Here is a 19,555-nt window from a genome sequence, read left to right as displayed (position 1 = left end):
GGACGCCCCGCCACCCATGGTTCGGCCGGTCACGCGCTCCGGCTCTGGTCGGCGAACAGCCGGTCCAGATGCAGGTCGATCGCGGCGAGGGCGTCCTGGGGGGTGATCACGTCCAGTTCGAGGAGCGGGGTGAGGCCGGTGAGGGCGAGGAGCAGGTTGGTCTCCGTGGCCGGGTCGCGGTCGGGGGCGATGTGCCCGTCGGCGATCGCCTGGCGGACCAGCTGCTCGACGAGGGCCCGCCCCCGGACGAGGCCGCGGCGCGCCTGCTCGTGGACGGCCTCGTCGTGCAGCGCCTCCAGGACGTAGGCGGCGCTCATCCGGCTGGTCGCGCGGGCGTCGGCGTGCAGGGGCAGCATCTCCGCGAGCGTCAGTCGCAGCACGTCACGCGGGTGCGGACGGTCGCCGAGCCCGGCGAGGCCCTGCTCGACGCGGAGCGAGGTCTGTTCCGAGGCGAAGTCCATGGCGAAGGAGAGCATGGCGGCCCGGGTGGCGAAGTAGTGCTGCAGCTGCCCGAGTGAGATGCCCGCCTCCTGCGCCACCACCCGGGTCGTCAGGTGCGCGACGCCGCGCTGCGCCACCACCCGCCACAGCGCGCGGGCGATCGTTTCGCGGCGTTCACGGTGGTCCACCTGTTTCGGCATCCTGGCCTCTCCCTCGTCACTCCGCACCTTTCCCATACAGTTGACATAATACACTTGACCTATAACCATGGGGGTCCGTTCGAGGAAGGAGCCGTCATGTCCGGAGAGCCGAGGGTGCGGACCGCGGAAGGTGCGGTGCAGGGGCGCCGGCGGCGGGGGCACGCGGTGTTCCGCGGCATCCCCTATGCCCAGCCGCCGGTGGGAGCGCTCCGCTTCGCCGCGCCCGCCCCGCCGCACCGCTGGGACGGCACGAGGCAGGCGACGGAGTTCGGCCCCCCGGTGCCGTTGTCCCTGCCGATCGACGTGGGCCCGCCGCGGGGCACGGACTGGCTGACGCTCGACGTCGGCACCCCGGATCCGGGCGCGGCCGGGCTGCCGGTGCTGGTGTGGCTGCCCGTGGGCGGCTACGTCTCGGCAGCGTCGAGCGACCCGATGTACGACCCGGCGGCGCTGGCCGGGGCGGGGCTCGTCGTGGTGACCGTCAACTGCCGCGTGGGCGCGGAGGGCTTCGCGTTCCTCGACGACGCGCCGCTCAACCGCGGCTTCCTCGACCAGATCGCGGCGCTGGAGTGGGTGCAGCGGAACATCGCCGCGTTCGGCGGCGACCCCGGCCGGGTCACCGTGGCCGGACAGTCCGCCGGGGCGGGGTCGGTCGCCGCCCTGCTGACGATGAAGCCGGCGCGCGGCCTGTTCCGGCGGGCGATGGCCCATTCGGTGCCGGGGCTGCACAGCACCCCCGCGCTGGCCCGGCAGGTCACCGCCGCGCTCGCGGACCGGCTCGGCGCGGCGGCCCCCACCGCCGCGGCCCTGCGCGACATCGACCCCTGGCGCCTGGCCGCGGAGCTCACCTCCTTCAACGCCGCCCTCCATGCGCACCGGGAGCGCTGGGGGCGGCTCACGGAGACCGGCACCGCCCTGTGCCCCGTCGTCGACGGCGAGGTTCTGCCCGAGACGCCCTGGTCCGCGCTGACCGGCGGGCGCGCGGACGGGATCGAGCTGCTCGCCGGCCACACCCGGGACGAGTTCCGGCTGTTCAGCGTCATGAGCGGACGGCAGGGCACCTTCACCGAGCAGGACGCGCGCACGGCCCTGGAACTGCTCGGGCCCCAGCCGCACGGCGCGCGGGCGTACCGCGCCGGGTTTCCGCAGGCCGGTCCGGAGGAGCTGGTGGAGACGGTGTACTCCGACGCCCTCTTCCGCATGCCGTCACAGCAGCTGGCCGAGGCCAACGCCGCGGCCGGCGGCACCTCGTACCTGTTCGAACTGTGCTGGACAGCCCCGGCGCTCGGCGGCGCTCTGGGCGCCTGCCACAGCCTCGACGTCCCGCTGGCGTTCGGCACGCTGGACAGCCCCGTCGGCGCGCAGCTCCTCGGCGACGAGCCCGCCCCCGTGGCCGTCGCGCTCTCCGGCGAGCTCAGGGAGGCCTGGGTGCGCTTCGTCACCACCGGCGACGCGGGATGGGCCGCGTACCGGCCCGACCGGCGGCTGACCCGCGTCCTGGACGCCGAGCCGGCCACTCTCCCCTACCCCGAAGAGGTCTCCCGCCGGATCTGGGCCGGCCACTCCCCCGCGCCCTTCGACCTCCCGCGGCGCGGAGAGACGGCGCCCGTTCCACGGACGAGCCGCGCCTGAGCAGGCCAGATGTGCGCTCACCGCGGCGCCTGACGCAGGAACGCCGAGGTGACGGCCACGAACCGGCCGGCGTCGTCGAGCCACGGAAAGTGCCCCGCCCCGGCCTGCACGACGAGCTCGGCGTGCGGGAACAGCGCGACGAGCTCGGCCACCGCGGCGGGCGGGGAGTTCAGGTCCACCTCGCCCGCGAGCAGCAGCACCGGCGAGGTGAAGCGGGTGAGCGCGGCGCGGGTGGCGTCGGGGGCGAAGGCGCCCTCGGCGCCGAAGACGGCTGCCGCCTCGTTGTTCCGCTGCTCGTCCTCGGCGGCCTTGTGCGCCTGGGCCGTCTCGTCCCAGCGGCCGTACCAGAACGGCGCGACGGCCTGCCAGGCGTCGTGGGTGGCCTGGCCTGACATGACCTTCTCCAGGGCCGCGAACGCCTCCGGGAACCAGGGCTCCCCCTCGCGCAGCCGGGCGGTCTCCCGCCGGACCTCCTCGGTGATCCTGATGCCGGCGGCGGCGACGCTCGGAGCGACCAGAACGAGCCTTCTGACGCGTTCCGGATGGCGAGCCGCGTAGAGCACGGCCAGATTCGTGCCCCCGGAATGGGACAGCAGGTCCATCCGGTCGAGCCCGAGGTGCTCGCGCAGGGCCTCGACGTCGTCGACAAGGCGGTCGCAACGGTAGGAGGCGGTGTCCGGCGGCACGGCGGACTGACCGGTGCCCCGCAGATCCGCCATGATCAGCCGCCGGTGCGCCGAGAGGCCCCCGAGATCGCCGAGGTAGGCGGAGGCCTGCATCGGCCCGCCGGGCAGGCAGACCACAGGGGGGCCGTCGCCGGACACGTGGCAGGCGAGCTTGAGGCCGTCGTGGGAGGTGAAGAAGTCCATGCCCGCCAGCCTGCGGGGAGACGGCACGCCTCGGCTATCGTTAAGCCACAGCTACATGATGAGGGCGGATGGCGGTCGAGATCAGGTTCACCGCGGCGTCCGTCGCGAAGGTGCGATTCGCCGTCTCACCGCTGGGCGAGACGGTGCTGGCGCTGCGGATCCTGTTCGGTACCGGCGGTCATGCCGTCCACCTGCCCTGGGTGCGCCAGGCGCGCCCGCTGCTGGCGGGCGAGAGCGAGCTGCCGCTGCTGCGCGCGCTGATCGCCGGGCCGCTGCCGTCGTTCCTGTTCCCGGCGCCGGCCGAGCGCCTGCCGTCCATCGCAACGGAGCTGGACGTGGTGCGCGCCACGCAGGACGACTTCTTCCGGCAGGAGTACGGCGCGGTCCTGGGCATGCCGGCCGACGACGCCCCCGAGCCCGCGACGGTCCTGCCACGGCTGGCCGACGCGCTGCACCGCTGCCACGAGCTGCTGATCGCGCCCCAGTGGGGCCGCATGCGCGCCGTGCTGGAGGCCGACATCGGACGGCGCGCGCTGACCCTGGTGGAGGGCGGGGTGCAGGCGCTGTTCGCCGAGTTGCACCGCGACATCGCCTGGGACGACGGCCAGCTGGTCGTGCACGGCCGGCGCACCCCGCACTCCGTGTTCACGGTGGACACCGGCGGGCACGGCCTCGTTCTGCAGCCCAGCGTCTTCAACTGGCCGGACGTGGGCGTCGACAAGGCCCCGGTCGCCGCCGCGTCGATCCGCTATCCGGCGATGGGCGTCGGCGTGCTCCGGGAGTCGCCGCGACCGGCGCTGACGGGCCTGATCCCGGTGCTCGGCCACACGAGAACGCTGATCCTCGCCGCCTTGGCCGAACCCCTGACGACCGCGGCGCTGGCCGTCCGCCTGGACATCACGCCGAGCGCGGTGTCCCAACATCTGGGCGCGCTGCGCGGGGCGGGCCTGGTGTCGACACAACGCAAGGGCCGCACGGCCCTCCACCTGCGCACGGAACGAGCCACCCACCTGATGGACGGTCCGGCCCCGACCGGTCACTGACCCGGCGGCGGCACAGCGGCGGCCAGGTCTCAAGGCGCAGGATGGGCGAGCCCGCCGACCACCGATCACGGGCCGCCAGCGCCGCCCGCCACGGCACCCAGGACGAGGCGGAGCATCGAGCGGGCCAGGGCCTCCGGGTCTCCGTCCGCGCTCTCCGGCAAGGCGCCCGCGGCGCGCCGCTGCGCGGATCGAACGCCGGGATCGTCCACACGGTAGAGCTCCGGACGGAACATCACCTCGAAGTAGGGCCGGTGGTCGGCCGGACGCGTGACCCGGTCACGAGCCCTCGACCGGCCACAGCCAGCAGCCCTCGGCATCCACGAACCAGCCTCCCGAGACCAGGAAGGTTCCCTCGGGATGGAAGGCCAGTGCGGCCGCCCTGCGGTCGGTCACGGTCGCCTTCGCCCGACCGGTCGCCGCGTCACACAGCCGGATGCCGTCCTTGTCGGCCACTGCCAGGGTGGCGCCGTCCGGGCTGAAGGCGAGGGCGTCGACGTCCGCGTCGCTGATGGCGTGCAGCCCGGATCCGTCGCCGGACGTCAGGGAGCAGCCGTGGGCGCCGCCCAGCGCGTACTGCTTCCCGTTCGGGCTCACGGCGACCGCCGAGCCTTCTCCGCCGGGGCCGATCGCCTCCAGGTCGCCGCTGCCGAGGTTCCAGCGCCAGAATCCGTCGGTCCCGTCGGCTGCGGTGAGGTCCTTCCCGGCCAGCAGGATCGCGTGGCCGTCGCCGATGAACGCCGCCGAGTTCACCGCGGAACTGGCCTTCGTGGCGAACGGCAGCTTGTGCTTCGGCTCCTTGGCTGCGACGTCCCACACGACACAGATCTCGGCGGCTTCCAGGTTGCCGACCGGGATGGTTCCCGCGACGACGAGTTGGGCGCCGTCCGTGCTGAACGCCATCGTGCGAGCGCTCCCGACCGGCGAGGGGAGCGAGTGCGTCACCTGCCCGGTGGAGGGGGCGCGGAAGCTCAACGGCACCTTCATCCCGGCTGTCACCAGTGCGGAACCGTCGGGGGTGAAGGCCATGGCTCCGTTGACGGAGTTCTCGGCGGAGAAGTCGGCGATCATCTCGTGCGAGTCAGCGGCCCACAGCCAGCCGTCGCCGTAGATGTTGCCTCCCGCGACGGTGCGCCCGTCGGGGCTGAACGCCACCGTGTGCAGATCCCTGTCGGTCAGCCGGTTGCGGCGGGACCAGAGGTTCCAGCCGACCGGGACGGCCGCGGCGCCCAGCGTGGCCAGACCGCCGAGCAGGAACAGGCGCCGGGTCGGCCGGCGCCTGCCGGCGGGCATGTCGGAGCCGCTGGGTGCCGGGTGACCCGGCTCGTGCGGGTACCGCTCCGTGTCGCCGGGAGCGTCCGGGGCTCGACCGCGATCGGGATCGTGTCGGGTGCCGCCCTGGTGGGGGCCGGGATCGGAAGGCGGGAACGGCGCCGGGGCCGGCGGGGTCCGCAGCTCACGTTCGGCGACCATGGTCGCGAACGGCGGCGGGAGCCATTGGGTGGTTGTCCGGGTGGGGTCGGCGAGTTCCTTGAGGATCTCGGCCACGCCTGGACGGTCACCGGGCTCCTTCGCCAGGCAGCGATTCACCAGTTCCGTCAGGGGGGCGGGCAGGCCGGTCAGGTCGGGTTCGTCGTGGGTTATGCGGTAGACGACCGCCTCGGCCCGTCCCGCGCCGAACGGGCTGCGACCGGTGGCGCCGAACGCCAGGACGAGCCCGAGGGAGAACACATCGCTGGACGGGCCGATCTCGCGGCCGCGCGCCTGTTCCGGGGACATGAACGACGGCGTGCCGACCACCGCGCGGGAGAGGGTGTGCGAGGTGGCGTCCAGTGCACGGGCGATGCCGAAGTCGATGACGCGGGGGCCGTCGGCGGCCAGGATCACGTTGGACGGCTTGAGGTCGCGGTGCACCAGGCCGCAGGCGTGGATCGCGCCGAGCCCCTCGGCCAGTCCCGCGCCCAACACGGTGACCGCCTCCATGGGCATCGGGCCGTGCGCTTCGACCGCCTGGTGCAGGGACGGGCCGGGAATGTAGGCGGTGACCAGCCAAGGCGGGTCGGCCTCCGGGTCGGCGTCGACGAGTTGGGCGGTGTAGAACCCCCCGACCCGGCGGGCGGCCTCGGCCTCCAGGGCGAACCGGCGCCGGAACCCGGGATCGCCGGCCAGGTCGGGCCGCACCAGCTTGACCGCGACCGGGCGGCCGCCGGGGGAACGCCCGAGGAACACCTGCCCCATCCCGCCCCCGCCCAGCCGCCCCTCCAGCCGATAGGCCCCCGCCCGGCGCGGGTCACCGGGCCGTAAGGGCTCCGGCCAGAGCGGGAAGTTCATGGCACCTCCGTGTGCAGGTCCTGGAAGCCTTCCGGCACGCGGTACGCCCGGTGGACGGAGAAGCGTCCGTCAGCTTCACCCACTTGCGATCCATCGGCGCACACCCATCGAGAAGAACACAGCTGTCCGCCCATCGGAGATCTTTTCAGGAAACAGCCCGCGGGGAGAGGCGTGAGCGCTGCGACTCATTCGAGTGTTGAGCCCTGCTGTCCCAGGCGCATCGTGACGGGCGTCCGGGCGAAGGGGATCTGCTCTACTCGTCGTGCTCACGTTCCGGGTGTTCCGGCGTCTGGGATTTGGGGGCGCGGGTGTTCGGGCTGACTGCCAGGGCAACCGCTGCGATCATGAAGCCGATTCCGACCATCGCCAGCACCATCATGTTGCCGGCTCCCGCAGCGGACTGGACTCCGCCAGTGAGCACGTGAAGTCCGGCGAACAGGAGGACCAGCATGCCCGCGCCGATGAATAAGTCTCTTCCCATCATGGCGGTGACCTTAAAGAGCCCTTCTCCGCGCGTACGAGAAAGCCCCGGCCGGGATTCTCTTTTTGGCCGGGGCGCACGTCTCCGGGAACGGAGTAACGCGTCACGCCTTTCCGGGCAAGTCATCGCGCTTTTCAGGCGCGGACGAAGCCGTTGACGATGAGCGGGAGCGACGCGTCCAGACCGGCCACGTTCAGGACGCCTTCGTCCTTCGGATCGCCGATCGAATGTCCGGCGGCCGTCATCGCGGCGACGACCACGCGGGCGTCGGCGTTGACGGTCCGGCGGTAGGCGTCGAGGGCCTGCGTCGGGTGGGAGCGTCCCGCCCAGGTCTCGTTGTCGGTGAAGACGATGATGCCGTCCACCTCCATGCGCTGGTCACGCGCCCACGTGAACGGCAGGGACAGGTCCGTGCCGCCGCCCGACGGCTGCCACGAGGCGATCTGGCGCAGGTTCGTGCGCGGGGTCACCTTGGAGGCGTGCACGGACGTGTCCACGTCGATGACGTGCAGGTTGCCCTTCTCGATGCGCGACAGCATGACCGCCATCGCGTTGCCCACCTCGTACGGGGAGCCGATCGGGGAGCCGCCCACCCGGACGCCGCCGCCCCAGCTCATCGACCCGGACGAGTCGACGGCGACCAGCAGCCGCTTCCCGGACGGCTCGACCGCGCCGAACGACAGCTCGTACGTCTCCTCCAGCGCGTCGAGGATCGCCGGGACGGGCTGCCAGGTGTGCCGGTCGGCGCGCGGGTCGGGCTGTGCCTGCCCGGAGGCGTAGACGCGCATCGCGAGCCAGGCGTCCATCGGGTGGATGCGGGCGCGCAGGATCGCCTGCTGGTCGGTGAGCCGCAGCACCGCCCGCGACGTGGCGTCCGCCATCGGCTTGAGGGTGCCGAGCCGGGTCATGCGGGCCAGGTTGCGGATGAGCGCGGTCAGGCCGACCGTCTCGATCAGCGCCTCCCACACCGACGGCTCCCTCAGAACCGGGTCCGGCAGGAACTCCCACGGCACCTTCGCCTCGGTGACCACCCGGACCGCGTCCTCGGCGGTGGTGACGGCCTTCGCGGTCAGGAACCGGTCGACGGCGGGCAGCTCGTCGCGCGCCTCGTCATCGGAGACGTTGCCGGCGATCCAGCCGAACAGCGTCCTGCGCTGGTCGGAGTCGGCGACCGGGTGGGCGATCCGCAGCACGTCCCGCAGCGCGAACGCCTCGCCCTGCGGCGTCCTGCGCTGGGCTGCCTTGCACGCCTTGAACGCGACCGCGTCGGCCTCACCGGTGAGGAACCAGGAGCCGAGCGCCGAGCGCAGGCTCCGGCCCATCGTGGGCGCGGTGCCTCGACCGGTCGCCTTGCCGCCGAGGTTCTTGTAGTAGCCGAAGAACTGGGCCAGGTGGTCGGTGGTCCGGGCGACCTTCGCCAGGGCCTGCTTGGCCGCCTGGCGGGTGTCGGCGTCGCCCTTGGCGTAGCAGGCAGCGAGAGCGAACAGGGCCGGACGCTGCTTCGGCGCCCGCGGCGGCCGGGCCGTCGAGATGTCGGTGAGCAGCCTGACGACGCGCGGACCGTCCTCGGCGATGGCCTGGAACAGCACGCCGGCGTTGTCGGCGGTCAGCTGGTTCTCGCCGACGTAGTAGGTGCCGCCGGTGGTGCCGAGGATGAGGAAGTCCTCCAGCTTGCGCCACACGTCCTTGGCGAACGCGTAGCCGCCGGCAGCGTTCCGCACCTGGTCGGTACGGCCGGGGATCGGCTGCGTCTGCGGGGTCGCGAGCGCCGAGACGCTCGCGAGAGGGTCACGTGCCATCGTTGGCTCCTTGCTTTCGACCCGCCCGAGGGCGGATATGACGAAGGGGAGCGGATGTGGTGATGTCCACCGGCCTTATGACAGACGCTCTTCCAGCTGAGCTACCACCCGGTCTTGCCGGGTGGGCAGGACTCGAACCTGCGACAACCTGTTCCCGATAACCGACGAACTTCGACCCGCTCCCCTGCCTGTGCGCGTCAGCCTTGCCAGCGGTACGGATGTGGAGGTTCCGACCGGCCTTTCAGCGTGCTGCCAGTTACACCACGGCCCGCGAGTGCGGGCCGCCGGGGCTCGAACCCGGACAACTCGAATGAGAATCGATAACCGATCGAATTCGACCCGTGCCGGTACCAGACCTGAGCAGATTCACGCGGCCCGGAAAGGCGCGGGTGTGGGTGGCGGGCACCGGAGGGTTCTTTTTGGAGAAAGATAACCGATGCCCATTCGACCCGCGCCTTTCCGTGTCTCGCGAAGCTGGTTCCCACAGTAGCGATCAGCGTGCCGGATCACACCTGAATATCTCCCAGAAGACGAAATGTCAGTCCATCGCCCCACGCAGGCGCGTTGCGAAGAGATGAAGTGGCCGAGCACGCTGAAGGGCTTCCCGGGCATTGACGCTCGTGACGGCGTCGCGCGCACAACAGGTCGTGGCTGGGAGCCCGCTCCTCGACGGTGACCCCGGCGCATCGGCGTGTACAGCCTCGCGGGGCGTCTCGGCGCGGGTGGCCAGGGGGCGTCCATGAGACGTACGGGCCGGCTGGTGACCGGGTGGCGGTCAAGGTGCTGCACGCCGGAGCGGCCTCCCTCCGTCCAGCCGGCGGCGAAGTGCGGGCGTTGTCGCGGATCGCCCCCTTCCGCACCGCCAGGATCCTCGGCTTCGACCTGGAGGCCGAGCGGCCGTACTCGTCAGCGAGTTCGTGCCGGGGGCGAGCCTGCGTGTGACCGTCCAGGAGCACGGGCCCTTCAACGGCGACGAGTTGCACCGGCTGGCGGTGGGGGCGGCCAGGGCTCTGGCGGCGGTCCAGCGCGCGGGCGTGGTGCGCCGCGATCTCGAACCGGACAACGTGCTGGTGGGACGGACGGGCCCGCGTCATCGACTTCGGCATCGCCCGGCTGTTGACCGGCTCGATCATCCCGGGCGGCGCCGTCGGCACCCGCTCGACATGGCCCCCGGGGTGCTGCGCGGCGCCCCCGCGGGCCGGGCGGCCGACGTCTACGGCTGGGCAGTCGTCATGTTGTACGCCGCGTCGGGCCGTCCGCCGTGCCAGAGGCGGGCGCACACCGTCCAGCTCCCGGAGCCGCTTCACGCACTCGTGAACGCGGGGCTGGCCGAGCGGCCGGAAGAGCGTCCGACGGCCCGCGACCTCCAGCTCGGCCTGCTGGAACACCGGGCCGACCACGTGAGCCTCATGGAGGCCGGCAGCCGGACGCGGGCGCCGTCGCCGCCATGAACGGCGCTACCGCGAACTCTGCAGAACCGCCGGGCATGACAACCGCGCGGGATCGCCGATGGTCGGGGCGGTCCCGGTGCTCAGCCGCGGGCCTCGCGCAGTTCCCGCTCCAGCCGCTCGATGCGTTCCTGCATCGAGGTGAGCGCGCCCTCCACCGCCTGGCGCGGGAAGAGCTGCGGGATGTGCTGGTGGCAGTTCCAGTCGAAGGCCTCGACCGTGATGAGCACGGTACGTTCCACCTTGGCACGGTAGTCCGCCACCGCCAGCGGCGAGTCGCCCTCCTCCACCCGGGCGCGGCCGAGGATCTTCATGCGGGCCTGGTGGGCGTAGTCCATGAGGAACAGGGAGACCCGCTCGTCGTGGTCGAGGTTGCCGACGGTGATGTACTGCCGGTTGCCGCGGAAGTCGGCGAAGCCGATCGTCCGCTCGTCGAGCACCTTGAGTAAGCCGGGCGGCCCGCCGCGGTGCTGGATGTAGGGCCAGCCGGTCCGGCCGACGCTGGCCAGGTAGAAGCTCTCGCGGGTCTCGATGAAGGCCCGCTCGTCCTCGCCGATCCGGTCGGGGTCCTGCGGTCCTTCCATCATGCGGCGGTAGGCGCGGTCGCTGCCGTGCTCGCGCTGGTGCCGCTGGACGTCCTGGGTGAAGGCGAGCTGGGCGAACCTGCCGGTCATCGCCGCGGCCCGAAGATCGTGCGGTCGGCCTCGTCGATGGCGACGTCGTTGACGCCGGGAAGCGGGAGGCGGGGCATGGGGCTCCTCCTCGGAGGTGGTGCCGGTACGGCCCGCGCCGCGACTGTGCGCGCGGGCCGTACCGGAGTCGGCTGGTCGGTGGTCTCGCCGTCGGAGGCTTGACCTCCGTCTTCTAACGGTTGCAATGATCGTCAACCATTAGAAGAGAGAGGCGATTCCCGGTCCGCCGAGAATTCTCACGTGACGGCCCACCGCGGCGGAGGTCTGTGGAGCCCGGCCGGCCGGGCCGGTCTTCCCCGCTTGATGACGCCCGCCGGCGGGACGGTCAGGTGCAGAAGGAGGTCCAGGCGGCGCGGCCTCCCGGGTCGCGCAGACGGTAGTCGCCGGTGGACCAGTCGAGGTCGAAGTAGAGGGCCCACAAGGAGGCGTGCTGGCTGAGGTACGCGGTCATCTGCCCGAGCCAGGCGGCACGGCGGGTGCCGTCGTCGCCTGCGGCGATGTGGCTGCCGAGTTCGGCCACGCCGTGCGGCAGGTTCTCGGCCTGGTTGACGGCGTACGTACGGTCGAGCAGGGCGGCCGGGGTGAGGTACTGGCCCTTGGCGGCGGTGCTGTCGTAGTTGTAGACGTCCCAGGCCAGGACATCGATGGCGGTGCTGCCGGGGTAGTAGTCGTGCCAGTCGCGGCCCGAGGCCGGGTCCACCGTCCAGCCCATCAGGATGAGCGTGGCTCGCAGGCGGGGGTTGGCCGCCTCGTCGGCCAGCGCGGCGAGGTGGCTCCAGGCCTGACGGTAGGCCGCGGCGGTGAACTCGCCGTTCCTGATGTTGTCCTCGGGTTCGTGGTAGTAGGTCCAGTAGATGTCCTGGTCGCGTGGTGCTGCGGCGAACCAGGCGCGCATCGCGGCGTCATGGGTTCCGGCGACGATCGCGGCGGGGGCGGCCTTGAACGAGATGACCATGGGACGCTTGCCCGCGTTCAGCTTGCCGGGCCAGGGGTCGGGCAGGCCGCCGTAGAAGACGCGTACCGCCTTCAGCCCGCCGAACAGGGAGTCCTCACGAGCCAGCGCCTGCTGATAGGTCTCGCCGGTCTCGGCGGCGAAGGACGCTCCGCACAGGGTCGGCCGGGTGTAGGTGATGATCAGGCGGGGGCCCAGGTCACCGGCCTCGCGCGAGTGCACGACGGTGGCCGACTCCGCGCTCGGGTTGGTCATCGCGAAGGAGTACGTCCCGGCCGCGCGAACCGTGGCGGAGACGTCGAAGCTGATGCTGGTGGCGCCCGGCGCGGGCAGGGTGGCGGTGGCCACGACGGGGCCGGGCGCGGGCCGGACGGGGTAGGTCATGGACTCGGTCCAGGAGTTGTCGGCGACCGAGCGTAGTTCGGTGACGTCGGCCTGCTGCTCGGTCTTCTGGTAGAGCATCTCCAGCCGGGCCGAGGCGATGCTCTGCCCGGCGGGCGGAGCGGGCACGGAGAACTTCAGGTAAGCCTGGCTGTGCCAGGGTGTGCTCCAGTTGGAGGCCGCGAGTTTGGCCGACGTCCCGTAGACGGTTCCCGGTGCCTCGGCCACCACGTAGGTGTCGGCGACGGGCGCGAGGCCGTCCCGTGCCGCCTGTGCCGCCTGTGCCGAGGCCGGCAATGGGGCGAGGCCGCCGAGCAGCAGGCCCGGCAGGAATACCCAGGCACCTGATCTCACGAATGAGCGGAGCATTCTTTGTCGCACGTCTCTCCCTGTCGGCTGTGAAATCGTCCCTCGGTAATCTTCATGCACGGCCCGCAAGCTCCAGAAAAAGGCGAACCGGGCAACGGAGAATGCCACGGCAAGAAATCAATGGACACGAAAAAGGATGCGGCCGCGGCCATTTTTCGCCCGGCTGCACATCTGCATTCTCGGTGATCGTCGGTCGGCCCCCAACGTTTGTCAACCCCGGCCACGACGGCCGCTCTAAGATGCATTCCGCGCTCTCGGACGATGCCGAGGGGGCCGCCGATATGGCACTCCGCCCCCTGCTGGTCATCCCGAGGGCGCCGACGACCAGAGAGCCCTTCGGAGGAGAGCCATGTCATTTCCCGAACTGCCCCAGCCGGAGCCCGGCGAGGTGCTGCTGCTCCGCGTGTGCTTTGACGACGACACGGAACGGTGGGACGGGCTGCCCGACGAGATCGGGGGCCGCCGGGAAGGCGACGTGCTCGTCCTCGGGGACGGGGTGCGGCTGCGGCCGATCGAGGACATCAGGTGGGAATCGCTGCGCGGCGGAAACGTCCCGGCGCTGGTCACCGACGGCGGCCCGGTCGCCGTCCTGGTGGACCTTCCGGCGGTGTACGGGGACGGGCTGCTGCTGGTCGATCTGGCGGCGACACCCGGGCGCGGCGTCCGGGTCCCGTCGGCCCGGCTCGGCGAGATCCTGACGGCTCTGCTGGACGGCACCCTGGAGTTCGACCATCTGGTACGCGACATGGACGTGTACGGCATCTACCAGGGGGACGGCGGCCGACCGGCCTTCCCCACGCCGGCCGCCGTACCGCATCGGTCCTTCCCGGCGCTGCCCACCGGGGTACTGCTGGTCCGCACCTGTTTCGACGACGAGGAGGGCTGGCATGCCCTGCTCACCGAACTCGGCGGCGCCGACCAGGAAGGCTGGATCGGCGCGGACCTGGACCTCGACGAGATCGACGTCGATCACTATCCGCTCACGGCGTCGGTCCTCGACGACCGGGCCTTCGACGGTCTCCTGCCCGGTCAGGTCCCGGCGCTGGTCCCTCCCGGCACGGATGACCTCACGCTGGTCATCCTCGCCGACGCCCGGACCTTCGCCGAGCCCGGCCGACCACTGACCGTCGTCGACCTGTACGACGCCCCGGGACAGATCGCCGTCCTCCCCTGCCGCATGGTCGGATCGATGGCGGCCAACCTGGAGATCGCCAACATGGACTTCCACGAGTTCGTCGCCGTGGAGGACACGGATCCGTGGTGGCAGGGCTCCTGAGAGGGTGCCACGATCACGCCCCGCCGCAGCCCGCCTGTCGCAGGTTAGAGAATCGCTGAGGCTCGCCGACTGGCAGCCCGGCCCGTCAGCGCCGCCGGTACGGCACGGACACGCCGGGCTGGACGGCGCGCCGCCCCGTCGCGCAGGTCGAGCATGGAGCCGCCGTCAGGCCGGTAGTGCAGGCACTTGGAGCGCCGCCCTCCGGGCGGTGCGTCAGGGCCAGTTCATCCCGGCCGGGCTCGGGATCGTCATCCAGGTCTCAGCGGAACACGCAGATCAGGCGTACCGCGCGGCCTGGACGTCCCGAGTTAGTTCACGCCCTCTTCGCCGCTTCTGTGCTCAGGTGAGGCTGAGCGGGGCCGGTTCCACGTCGAGTTCCCTCATCGCCTCGGCATAGAGCCGGTAGCGTCTACGGGCCTCGCCATGGCGGCGGGCCTTGGTCAGCGTTCGCACCAGGTCCAGGTGGGCCGCCTCGTCGTAGGCGTCCCGTTCGAGCAGCCGAAGCAGGTAGCGAACCGCTCTGTCGGGGGCGTCGGCCGCCTCCGCGAGTGAGGCCAGTTCGCGAAGCAGGGCCTGGTGCACGGCGCGAGCCTCCTCACGAAGGGGCTCCAGCCACTCGGCGTAAGGAGAGTCCTCGCAGACGTCCCCGGTGTAGCGGGCTTCGGCCGCGACGAGCAGATCCTCGTCTCCGGCGGCGAGCGCCCCGGCGGCAGCGCAGAGGAACTCCTCGACATCGGTACGGAGCCCGACCAGCTGGATGCTGTACTTGTCGGCGCGTACGAACTCCCCCGGGCCGAACTTCCGCTGCGGATCCAGGACCGAACGCACGGTGGACAGAGCGACCGAAAGCCGGTTGGAGCAGGACGCGGGCTCCTCCCCCGGCCAAAGGATCTCCATCGCCGCTTCCCGGGCGACAGTGCGGCCGCGTTGGCACGCCAGCCAGGTCAGCAGGTCGCGCGCCTTGCGGGACTGCCATTCGACAGCGCCGCCGCGGCGGCTGAGCCGTACTCCGCCCAGCATGCACAACCGCACGGCGTCATGGTCGAGGAGCGTGATCCCGCGGAGCAGGCCGGCGCCGGAGCTGTGCGGCCCGCGGATGCCGGCGCGGCGGAGCTCCTGCTCCGCCTCGTCGAGGCCGGAGCCGCTGAGCCGCGCGCGGGCGAAGGCGTTACGCGCGATGTCCACAGGGCTGCCGATCCGCGCCCAGATCTCCGCCGCGGACGCCAGCAGGTCTGCCCGCTCGCCCGGGGATTCGGCCACGGTGAAGGCCGACAGTTCCAGGGCTTCGGCCATCTTGGCCCGGTCGCGGCGGCAGACAGCCGCCTCGTGGGCGGATCGGGCGTAGGAGCCGGCCTTGGTCCGGTCGCCGGTCTCCGCCCAGACCCAGCCGGCGGCCAGGAGCGCGTCCACCCGGCTGGAGCCGCCGCCTGCCGCTACCGCGCGTTCGGCCAGCCGTACGGCCAGCGCCGGATCGTCGACCGCGTGGACCCGGGCCAGTCCGGCCAGGGCCGTCTGGGTCAGATGGGCGTTTCGGAGTTGTTCGGCATGCTTCAGGGAGTTCTCGAAGCTGATCCGGGCATGCATCAGCTCGCCGCGTTCCAGATAGACCTGGCCGAGCCCCGCCAGTGGGTGGCCGAGCTTGTCGCTGCCCACCCGGCTGAAGATGTCGCGGGCCCGTTGGAAGTCGGCCAGGGCTTCGTCGAGTCTGCCCAGGCCCATGAGCGCCTCGGCGCGGTTGTGCAGGGCGATCGCGGTCTGGACGGGGTCCCCGACCAGGTCCGCTCGCCGTACCGAGAGGTCCGAGTCGGCGATGGCCTCGTCGTAGCGGGCCTCCTCGGCGCGGCTCGCGGCGCGGTTGGCCAGGACGCGGGCCGACAGCAACAGGTCTCCTGAGCTCTCCGCGGCGGCGAGGGCGAGGGCGCTGTGCCGTTCGCTTCCGGCCCCGTCGCCGGCGTCGTGGGTGACCATGGCCAGCGCGGTGTGGGCGCAGGCGGCAGCGCGTTCGTCCTGGCAGCGGGTGGCCATCGCCAGGGCCTGTTCGGCCAGCTGGGTCGCCTCGGCGCTCTCGCCGACCAGCCAGCGGGCGCTGGCGGACCAGGCCAGCAACATCGCGCGGTCGGAGGAGCTCGACGAGGGCAGCGCAGACGCCGAGCCGTCGAAGCCGCCGGCCAGCTCGAACGTGGACAATGCCGCCTTGTAGTCCCCCCGCTGGTAATAGATCATCCCCATCCGCCAGGCCACCGCGGGGTCGGTGGGGTCGACACGGCGCAGGCACTCCAGCGCGCCGGCCCAGTCCCCCTGAACCTGGCGTGCCCGCCCCTCGGCCAGATTCACGGCACACGTCCGCGACTCCTCCGGTACGGCGACGCAGGCCCGGACGAGCTCAGCCGCGTGCCCTTCGGCCAGCAGCGACTCGTGCCACCTTTCGATCATCGCCACCCGATGGCCGGGCTCGTCACAAACCGCCAGCGCCTCCCGGACGAACCCATGCCTCTCATACCAGTGGGCCGCCGCCGACCTCCGTCCGGCATCGCCCATGAACTCCCGGACCAAGGTGGACACCACGTAACCCTGATCGCAGGGCGTGATCAGGATGTGCTGGGCGGCCAGAGCGCGGAGCTCCTCGCGGGAGACGGCGACCCCCATCGCCTGGCACAGCTCGTGAGTGAACCACGGCAGCCGAGCGGTCGCGCGGAGGAACTCCTCGTGCTCGTCCTTCACCACCTCCTCGACCAGATAGTCGAACACCGGCGTGGCGGCGATCCGCCTGGCACGGTCCGGCAGGGGCAGGCCGCTAAGCCAGCTCAGCGTGAGCCGTACGGCGACCGGCCACCCCTTGGTGAGCTCGTGAACCTCCTCCGCCAGGTCGTCCGACCCCAGGACGATCGAGGAGAGCGAGCGGGTCTCGGCAGGAGTGAAGGCCAGCTGTTCGGCCGACACCTGCAAGACATGGCCCAGGCCGCGCATGCGCTGGATCGGGAAGGGCACGGCGGAGCGTGAGATCAGCACCAGGTGCAGGTCGTCGCCGCCGTGGTGACAGAGCTCTTCCAGCAGGCGCGCCCCGGGGGCGCCCGGCTCGATCCGCTCCACCTCGTCGATGACGAGGACGGTCGGCCGGCAGACGGCGGCGGCCAGTTCGGTGGCGAGCCCGGCGGAGCGGATCCAGCCGGCCGGCGCGCCCAGGGCTTGGCAGATCTCTTCGATCAGGGTGGCGTCGTCGGCCCAGGTCAGCCATGCCACCGGATGATCAGGCCGGGCCCGCGCCCAGCCGCGTACGGCTGAGGTCTTACCGCCGCCCGGGCCGGCGGTCACCACCGTGAGCCGGTGTCGCGGGATCTGGTCGAACAGGGCGGTGAGTTGCGCTCGTGCCAGCAGAGGCTCGGTCGCCGTCACAGCGAGAAGTATCTGCCGGGCCGGACTTCAAGGCAATCGCCGCCCGCCGTCGGCGCTTCTCCTTGAGTCGAGAAGGGCCTCGTCAACAGGACGACGGTCAGTCAGCGGTTGTAGTCGCGGGCCGTCACGCTCCCGAGTCCGTTGCTCCCGTTCTTCGACAGGTAGACGGTCATCCCCTCGTCGTGGAGGTTGACCCACCCGCCGCCCTGACCGTAGGGGGCGTCCTTCGCGCGTACGGAGTCGGCGTACACGACACCATGGGTGGTGGTGTCCGTCCCGCCCGGGTACACCCGCAGCCCGAACCTGGAGAAGGCGATCCATGCCCCGACCGCTGTCGTTCTGGGTCGTCAGCCGCTGGGGAAGCCGGGGGCCGAGACGCTGCCGCCCCACGGTGGCAGCCGGTAGGTGGCGACCTTCCGGATCTTGCCGGTGGTCACGTCGATGGCGTAGGCGATGTCCCCGAGGTCGGGCCACCGGTCGGAGCCCGGGTCCCGTATGGCGGTGCCCAGGGCCAGGACCTCACGCTCGTTGAGCCAGTATCCGAGCCGGTGCGGATTCAGCTGCCGCGGCGGGTGGAGCTTGACCTCGGACCTGACCTGGCCGCTCGCCCGGTCCACGGTGACGATCTTGTCGTACGGCTCGCTGTTCGTCACGGTCTCCCCCTTCGCCGCCGGGCCGGTCAGCATGGCCACGGTCGTGCCGTCCGGGCCGACGGCTCCGGTCAGCGCCCAGGTCTTCGGCTCGGCGAAGACCGTCACCTTGCCGTCCGAGAGCACGCCGAACCGGCCGTCCTCGTGCTCCACGACCATGGGGACGCCCTCGTCGGCGGGATCGAGGCCGTGCCAGCCCTTGGGCACCTCCTCGACGACCCGCCCGCTCTCCACGTCCACGACGACCTCGGGGATGCCGATCACGTTCAGGCCGAGCCGGCGCCCGTCCGGCGAGAAGGTGATCAGCCCGCCGCCCTTGACCATGGCCTTGCGCCCGACCACCTGGGGGATCTCCCAGACCTGCCCGGTGTCGAGCTCGCGGACGGCGAAGCGTTCACGCCCGGGGACGTAGTAGGCGATGCGGCGTCCGTCGCGGGAGATCGCCAGCGGGGCGGCGGTGTTCATGTAGTTCTTCTTGGTCTGGTCGGTGTAGACGCTCAGCGCGTCGGCGACCCGGTACCGGGTTCCGTCCCGCAGGACCACCTTCCACTGCAGGCACGTCTCGTCGGCCACCGGCGCGTTGTCCTGGCCGGGCTTCCACGCGTCCTGGCAGAAGTCGTAGTAGGCGTAGCGCACCGGCCCCACCCCGGACGCGGGCAGCACGGCACGGACGGGGACGAGGTCCTCCGGCGACGGTGTCGGCCCCCCGGGGACGCCGCGGAAGGCCGGAGCGGACGAGGGCGTACCGCTCGTGGCGGCGCCGACGTCGGCGGGCCCGCCGGGCTTGACGAGAAGAGCGACGGCCAGCGTCAGCGCGGCGACGGCCGCGACCGCGGAGCCGCTGATCAGGGTCGTCCGCGTACGCCGGGCGCCCCGCAGCGCGACCTCGGCGAGATCGACGTCGGGCGCCTGCCGGGCGATCGCGTCGAGCTCGTCACGGAACCTGGTCATCGCGGCACCTCCACCGGATCGATTTCGGACAACAGATCGGCCAGTTCGGGCGCGAGGACGCGCAGGCGGCCCAGGGCGTAGTGGGTCTGGCTCTTGACCGTGCCGGGTGAACAGCCCAGCGCTTCGGCGGTCTCCTCGACGCCGAGGTCCTCGTAGAAACGCAGCACGAGGACGGCACGCTGGCGTGGAGTCAGCCGGACGAGCGCCTGCTGCAGGACCATCCGGTGCAGCCCGGCGGACTCCGGATCGTAGGCCGGTTCCGGCGGGCTGCTGGTCAGGATGTCCGTGCGCCTGCGCCGCAGCCAGGACACGTGCTCGTTGACCAGGGCCCGCCGGGCGTATGCCTCGGGGTTGCCGTCCTTGGCCAGCTTGGGCCAGTGCCGGGCGATCCGGGTCAGCACGGTCTGCAGGAGGTCCTCAGCCCGGTGGGCGTCTCCCGTGAGCAGGTACGCGGTGCGCATCAACGCCTGCTGGCGGGCGCTGACGAACTCCCTGAATCCCTCGTATTTGTCCATGCGACTCCTTCCGCCCTAATGAACGCAGGACGCCGGAAGCCGGTTGGAAACGATCCCCGCCCCCGGAACCCAGAGGAATCACAGAAGCGGCCCCGCCCGGGCCGCCCGGGCGCGTAGACCAGGTGGGGGGAGCGC

At 71.8% G+C, this 19,555-nt stretch carries 16 protein-coding genes; 5 read left to right on the top strand and 11 right to left on the bottom strand.

All coding sequences use genetic code 11. The features are described from left to right. Positions 1-29: 29 nt before the first annotated feature. Positions 30-641: a TetR/AcrR family transcriptional regulator gene (locus tag ABT158_RS17660; RefSeq protein WP_352354400.1), complete on the bottom strand. Its 612-nt coding sequence runs from the start codon at positions 639-641 to the stop codon at positions 30-32. A gap of 96 nt (positions 642-737) precedes the next feature. Between ABT158_RS17660 and ABT158_RS17655 the strand changes: the two genes are divergently transcribed. Next, positions 738-2,273 (top strand): carboxylesterase/lipase family protein, encoded by a 1,536-nt coding sequence (locus ABT158_RS17655; protein WP_352354398.1) that lies wholly within the window; start codon positions 738-740, stop codon positions 2,271-2,273. A 17-nt stretch (positions 2,274-2,290) separates the two neighbouring features. Here the strand turns inward: ABT158_RS17655 and ABT158_RS17650 are convergent, their stop codons facing one another. Continuing rightward, complete coding sequence (locus ABT158_RS17650; protein WP_352354396.1) at positions 2,291-3,142, bottom strand: alpha/beta fold hydrolase; 852 nt, start codon at positions 3,140-3,142, stop codon at positions 2,291-2,293. A gap of 68 nt (positions 3,143-3,210) precedes the next feature. Between ABT158_RS17650 and ABT158_RS17645 the strand changes: the two genes are divergently transcribed. Continuing rightward, complete coding sequence (locus tag ABT158_RS17645) at positions 3,211-4,185, top strand: ArsR/SmtB family transcription factor (protein ID WP_352354394.1); 975 nt, start codon at positions 3,211-3,213, stop codon at positions 4,183-4,185. Between the two features lie 276 nt (positions 4,186-4,461). On the opposite strand, the gene ABT158_RS17640 is transcribed toward ABT158_RS17645, so the two are convergent. From ABT158_RS17640 to ABT158_RS17630, 3 genes are all read right to left on the bottom strand, one after another. Further along, positions 4,462-6,513, bottom strand: a complete 2,052-nt coding sequence (locus tag ABT158_RS17640) for a WD40 repeat domain-containing serine/threonine protein kinase (protein WP_352354392.1) — start codon at positions 6,511-6,513, stop codon at positions 4,462-4,464. Between the two features lie 253 nt (positions 6,514-6,766). Next, complete coding sequence (locus ABT158_RS17635; protein ID WP_352354390.1) at positions 6,767-6,997, bottom strand: hypothetical protein; 231 nt, start codon at positions 6,995-6,997, stop codon at positions 6,767-6,769. Positions 6,998-7,128: 131 nt separating this feature from the next. Continuing rightward, complete coding sequence (locus ABT158_RS17630) at positions 7,129-8,793, bottom strand: TROVE domain-containing protein (protein WP_352354388.1); 1,665 nt, start codon at positions 8,791-8,793, stop codon at positions 7,129-7,131. A 768-nt stretch (positions 8,794-9,561) separates the two neighbouring features. On the opposite strand from ABT158_RS17630, the gene ABT158_RS17625 reads away from it, so the two are divergent. Beyond that, positions 9,562-9,735: a hypothetical protein gene (locus ABT158_RS17625; RefSeq protein WP_352354386.1), complete on the top strand. Its 174-nt coding sequence runs from the start codon at positions 9,562-9,564 to the stop codon at positions 9,733-9,735. Then, the gene (locus ABT158_RS17620) at positions 9,732-10,244 is read left to right on the top strand and encodes a protein kinase family protein (RefSeq protein WP_352354384.1); all 513 of its coding nucleotides are present in this window, start codon (positions 9,732-9,734) and stop codon (positions 10,242-10,244) included. The genes ABT158_RS17625 and ABT158_RS17620 overlap by 4 nt, the downstream gene beginning before the upstream one ends. Positions 10,245-10,324: 80 nt before the next feature. Here ABT158_RS17620 and ABT158_RS17615 read toward each other — a convergent pair whose 3' ends face one another. Next, positions 10,325-10,915, bottom strand: a complete 591-nt coding sequence (locus ABT158_RS17615) for a pyridoxamine 5'-phosphate oxidase family protein (RefSeq protein WP_352354382.1) — start codon at positions 10,913-10,915, stop codon at positions 10,325-10,327. A 343-nt stretch (positions 10,916-11,258) separates the two neighbouring features. Continuing rightward, complete coding sequence (locus ABT158_RS17610; RefSeq protein ID WP_352354380.1) at positions 11,259-12,620, bottom strand: CBM96 family carbohydrate-binding protein; 1,362 nt, start codon at positions 12,618-12,620, stop codon at positions 11,259-11,261. Positions 12,621-12,984: 364 nt separating this feature from the next. On the opposite strand from ABT158_RS17610, the gene ABT158_RS17605 reads away from it, so the two are divergent. Further along, positions 12,985-13,911 (top strand): DUF6924 domain-containing protein, encoded by a 927-nt coding sequence (locus tag ABT158_RS17605; RefSeq protein ID WP_352354378.1) that lies wholly within the window; start codon positions 12,985-12,987, stop codon positions 13,909-13,911. 339 nt (positions 13,912-14,250) lie between these two features. Here ABT158_RS17605 and ABT158_RS17600 read toward each other — a convergent pair whose 3' ends face one another. The 4 genes from ABT158_RS17600 to ABT158_RS17585 all read right to left on the bottom strand — a co-directional run bounded on the left by ABT158_RS17600 (position 14,251) and on the right by ABT158_RS17585 (position 19,420). After that, a complete protein-coding gene (locus ABT158_RS17600; RefSeq protein WP_352354376.1) occupies positions 14,251-17,304 on the bottom strand; it encodes a tetratricopeptide repeat protein in 3,054 nt (1,017 codons plus the stop codon). A gap of 101 nt (positions 17,305-17,405) precedes the next feature. Further along, a complete protein-coding gene (locus ABT158_RS17595) occupies positions 17,406-17,555 on the bottom strand; it encodes a hypothetical protein (RefSeq protein ID WP_352354374.1) in 150 nt (49 codons plus the stop codon). 96 nt (positions 17,556-17,651) lie between these two features. Continuing rightward, positions 17,652-18,905 carry a hypothetical protein gene (locus ABT158_RS17590; protein ID WP_352354372.1) on the bottom strand — a complete coding sequence of 418 codons (1,254 nt, stop codon included), beginning with the start codon at positions 18,903-18,905 and terminating at the stop codon, positions 17,652-17,654. Further along, positions 18,902-19,420: a SigE family RNA polymerase sigma factor gene (locus ABT158_RS17585; RefSeq protein WP_352354370.1), complete on the bottom strand. Its 519-nt coding sequence runs from the start codon at positions 19,418-19,420 to the stop codon at positions 18,902-18,904. Before ABT158_RS17585 ends, ABT158_RS17590 begins: the two co-directional genes overlap by 4 nt. Positions 19,421-19,555 lie beyond the last annotated feature (135 nt).

The sequence above is a fragment of the Nonomuraea sp. NPDC001636 genome (genome assembly GCF_040298265.1).
Classification (GTDB): domain Bacteria; phylum Actinomycetota; class Actinomycetes; order Streptosporangiales; family Streptosporangiaceae; genus Nonomuraea.
This window is presented reverse-complemented; position numbering and strand designations above follow the sequence as displayed.

Coding starts and splice junctions, on each gene's coding strand:
- ABT158_RS17650 (WP_352354396.1), bottom strand. CDS start 3,142: ATGGACTTCTTCACCTCCCACGACGGCCTCAAGCTCGCCTGCCACGTG.
- ABT158_RS17640 (WP_352354392.1), bottom strand. CDS start 6,513: ATGAACTTCCCGCTCTGGCCGGAGCCCTTACGGCCCGGTGACCCGCGC.
- ABT158_RS17660 (WP_352354400.1), bottom strand. CDS start 641: ATGCCGAAACAGGTGGACCACCGTGAACGCCGCGAAACGATCGCCCGC.
- ABT158_RS17585 (WP_352354370.1), bottom strand. CDS start 19,420: ATGGACAAATACGAGGGATTCAGGGAGTTCGTCAGCGCCCGCCAGCAG.
- ABT158_RS17615 (WP_352354382.1), bottom strand. CDS start 10,915: ATGACCGGCAGGTTCGCCCAGCTCGCCTTCACCCAGGACGTCCAGCGG.
- ABT158_RS17605 (WP_352354378.1), top strand. CDS start 12,985: ATGTCATTTCCCGAACTGCCCCAGCCGGAGCCCGGCGAGGTGCTGCTG.
- ABT158_RS17590 (WP_352354372.1), bottom strand. CDS start 18,905: ATGACCAGGTTCCGTGACGAGCTCGACGCGATCGCCCGGCAGGCGCCC.
- ABT158_RS17645 (WP_352354394.1), top strand. CDS start 3,211: ATGGCGGTCGAGATCAGGTTCACCGCGGCGTCCGTCGCGAAGGTGCGA.
- ABT158_RS17630 (WP_352354388.1), bottom strand. CDS start 8,793: ATGGCACGTGACCCTCTCGCGAGCGTCTCGGCGCTCGCGACCCCGCAG.
- ABT158_RS17655 (WP_352354398.1), top strand. CDS start 738: ATGTCCGGAGAGCCGAGGGTGCGGACCGCGGAAGGTGCGGTGCAGGGG.
- ABT158_RS17635 (WP_352354390.1), bottom strand. CDS start 6,997: ATGATGGGAAGAGACTTATTCATCGGCGCGGGCATGCTGGTCCTCCTG.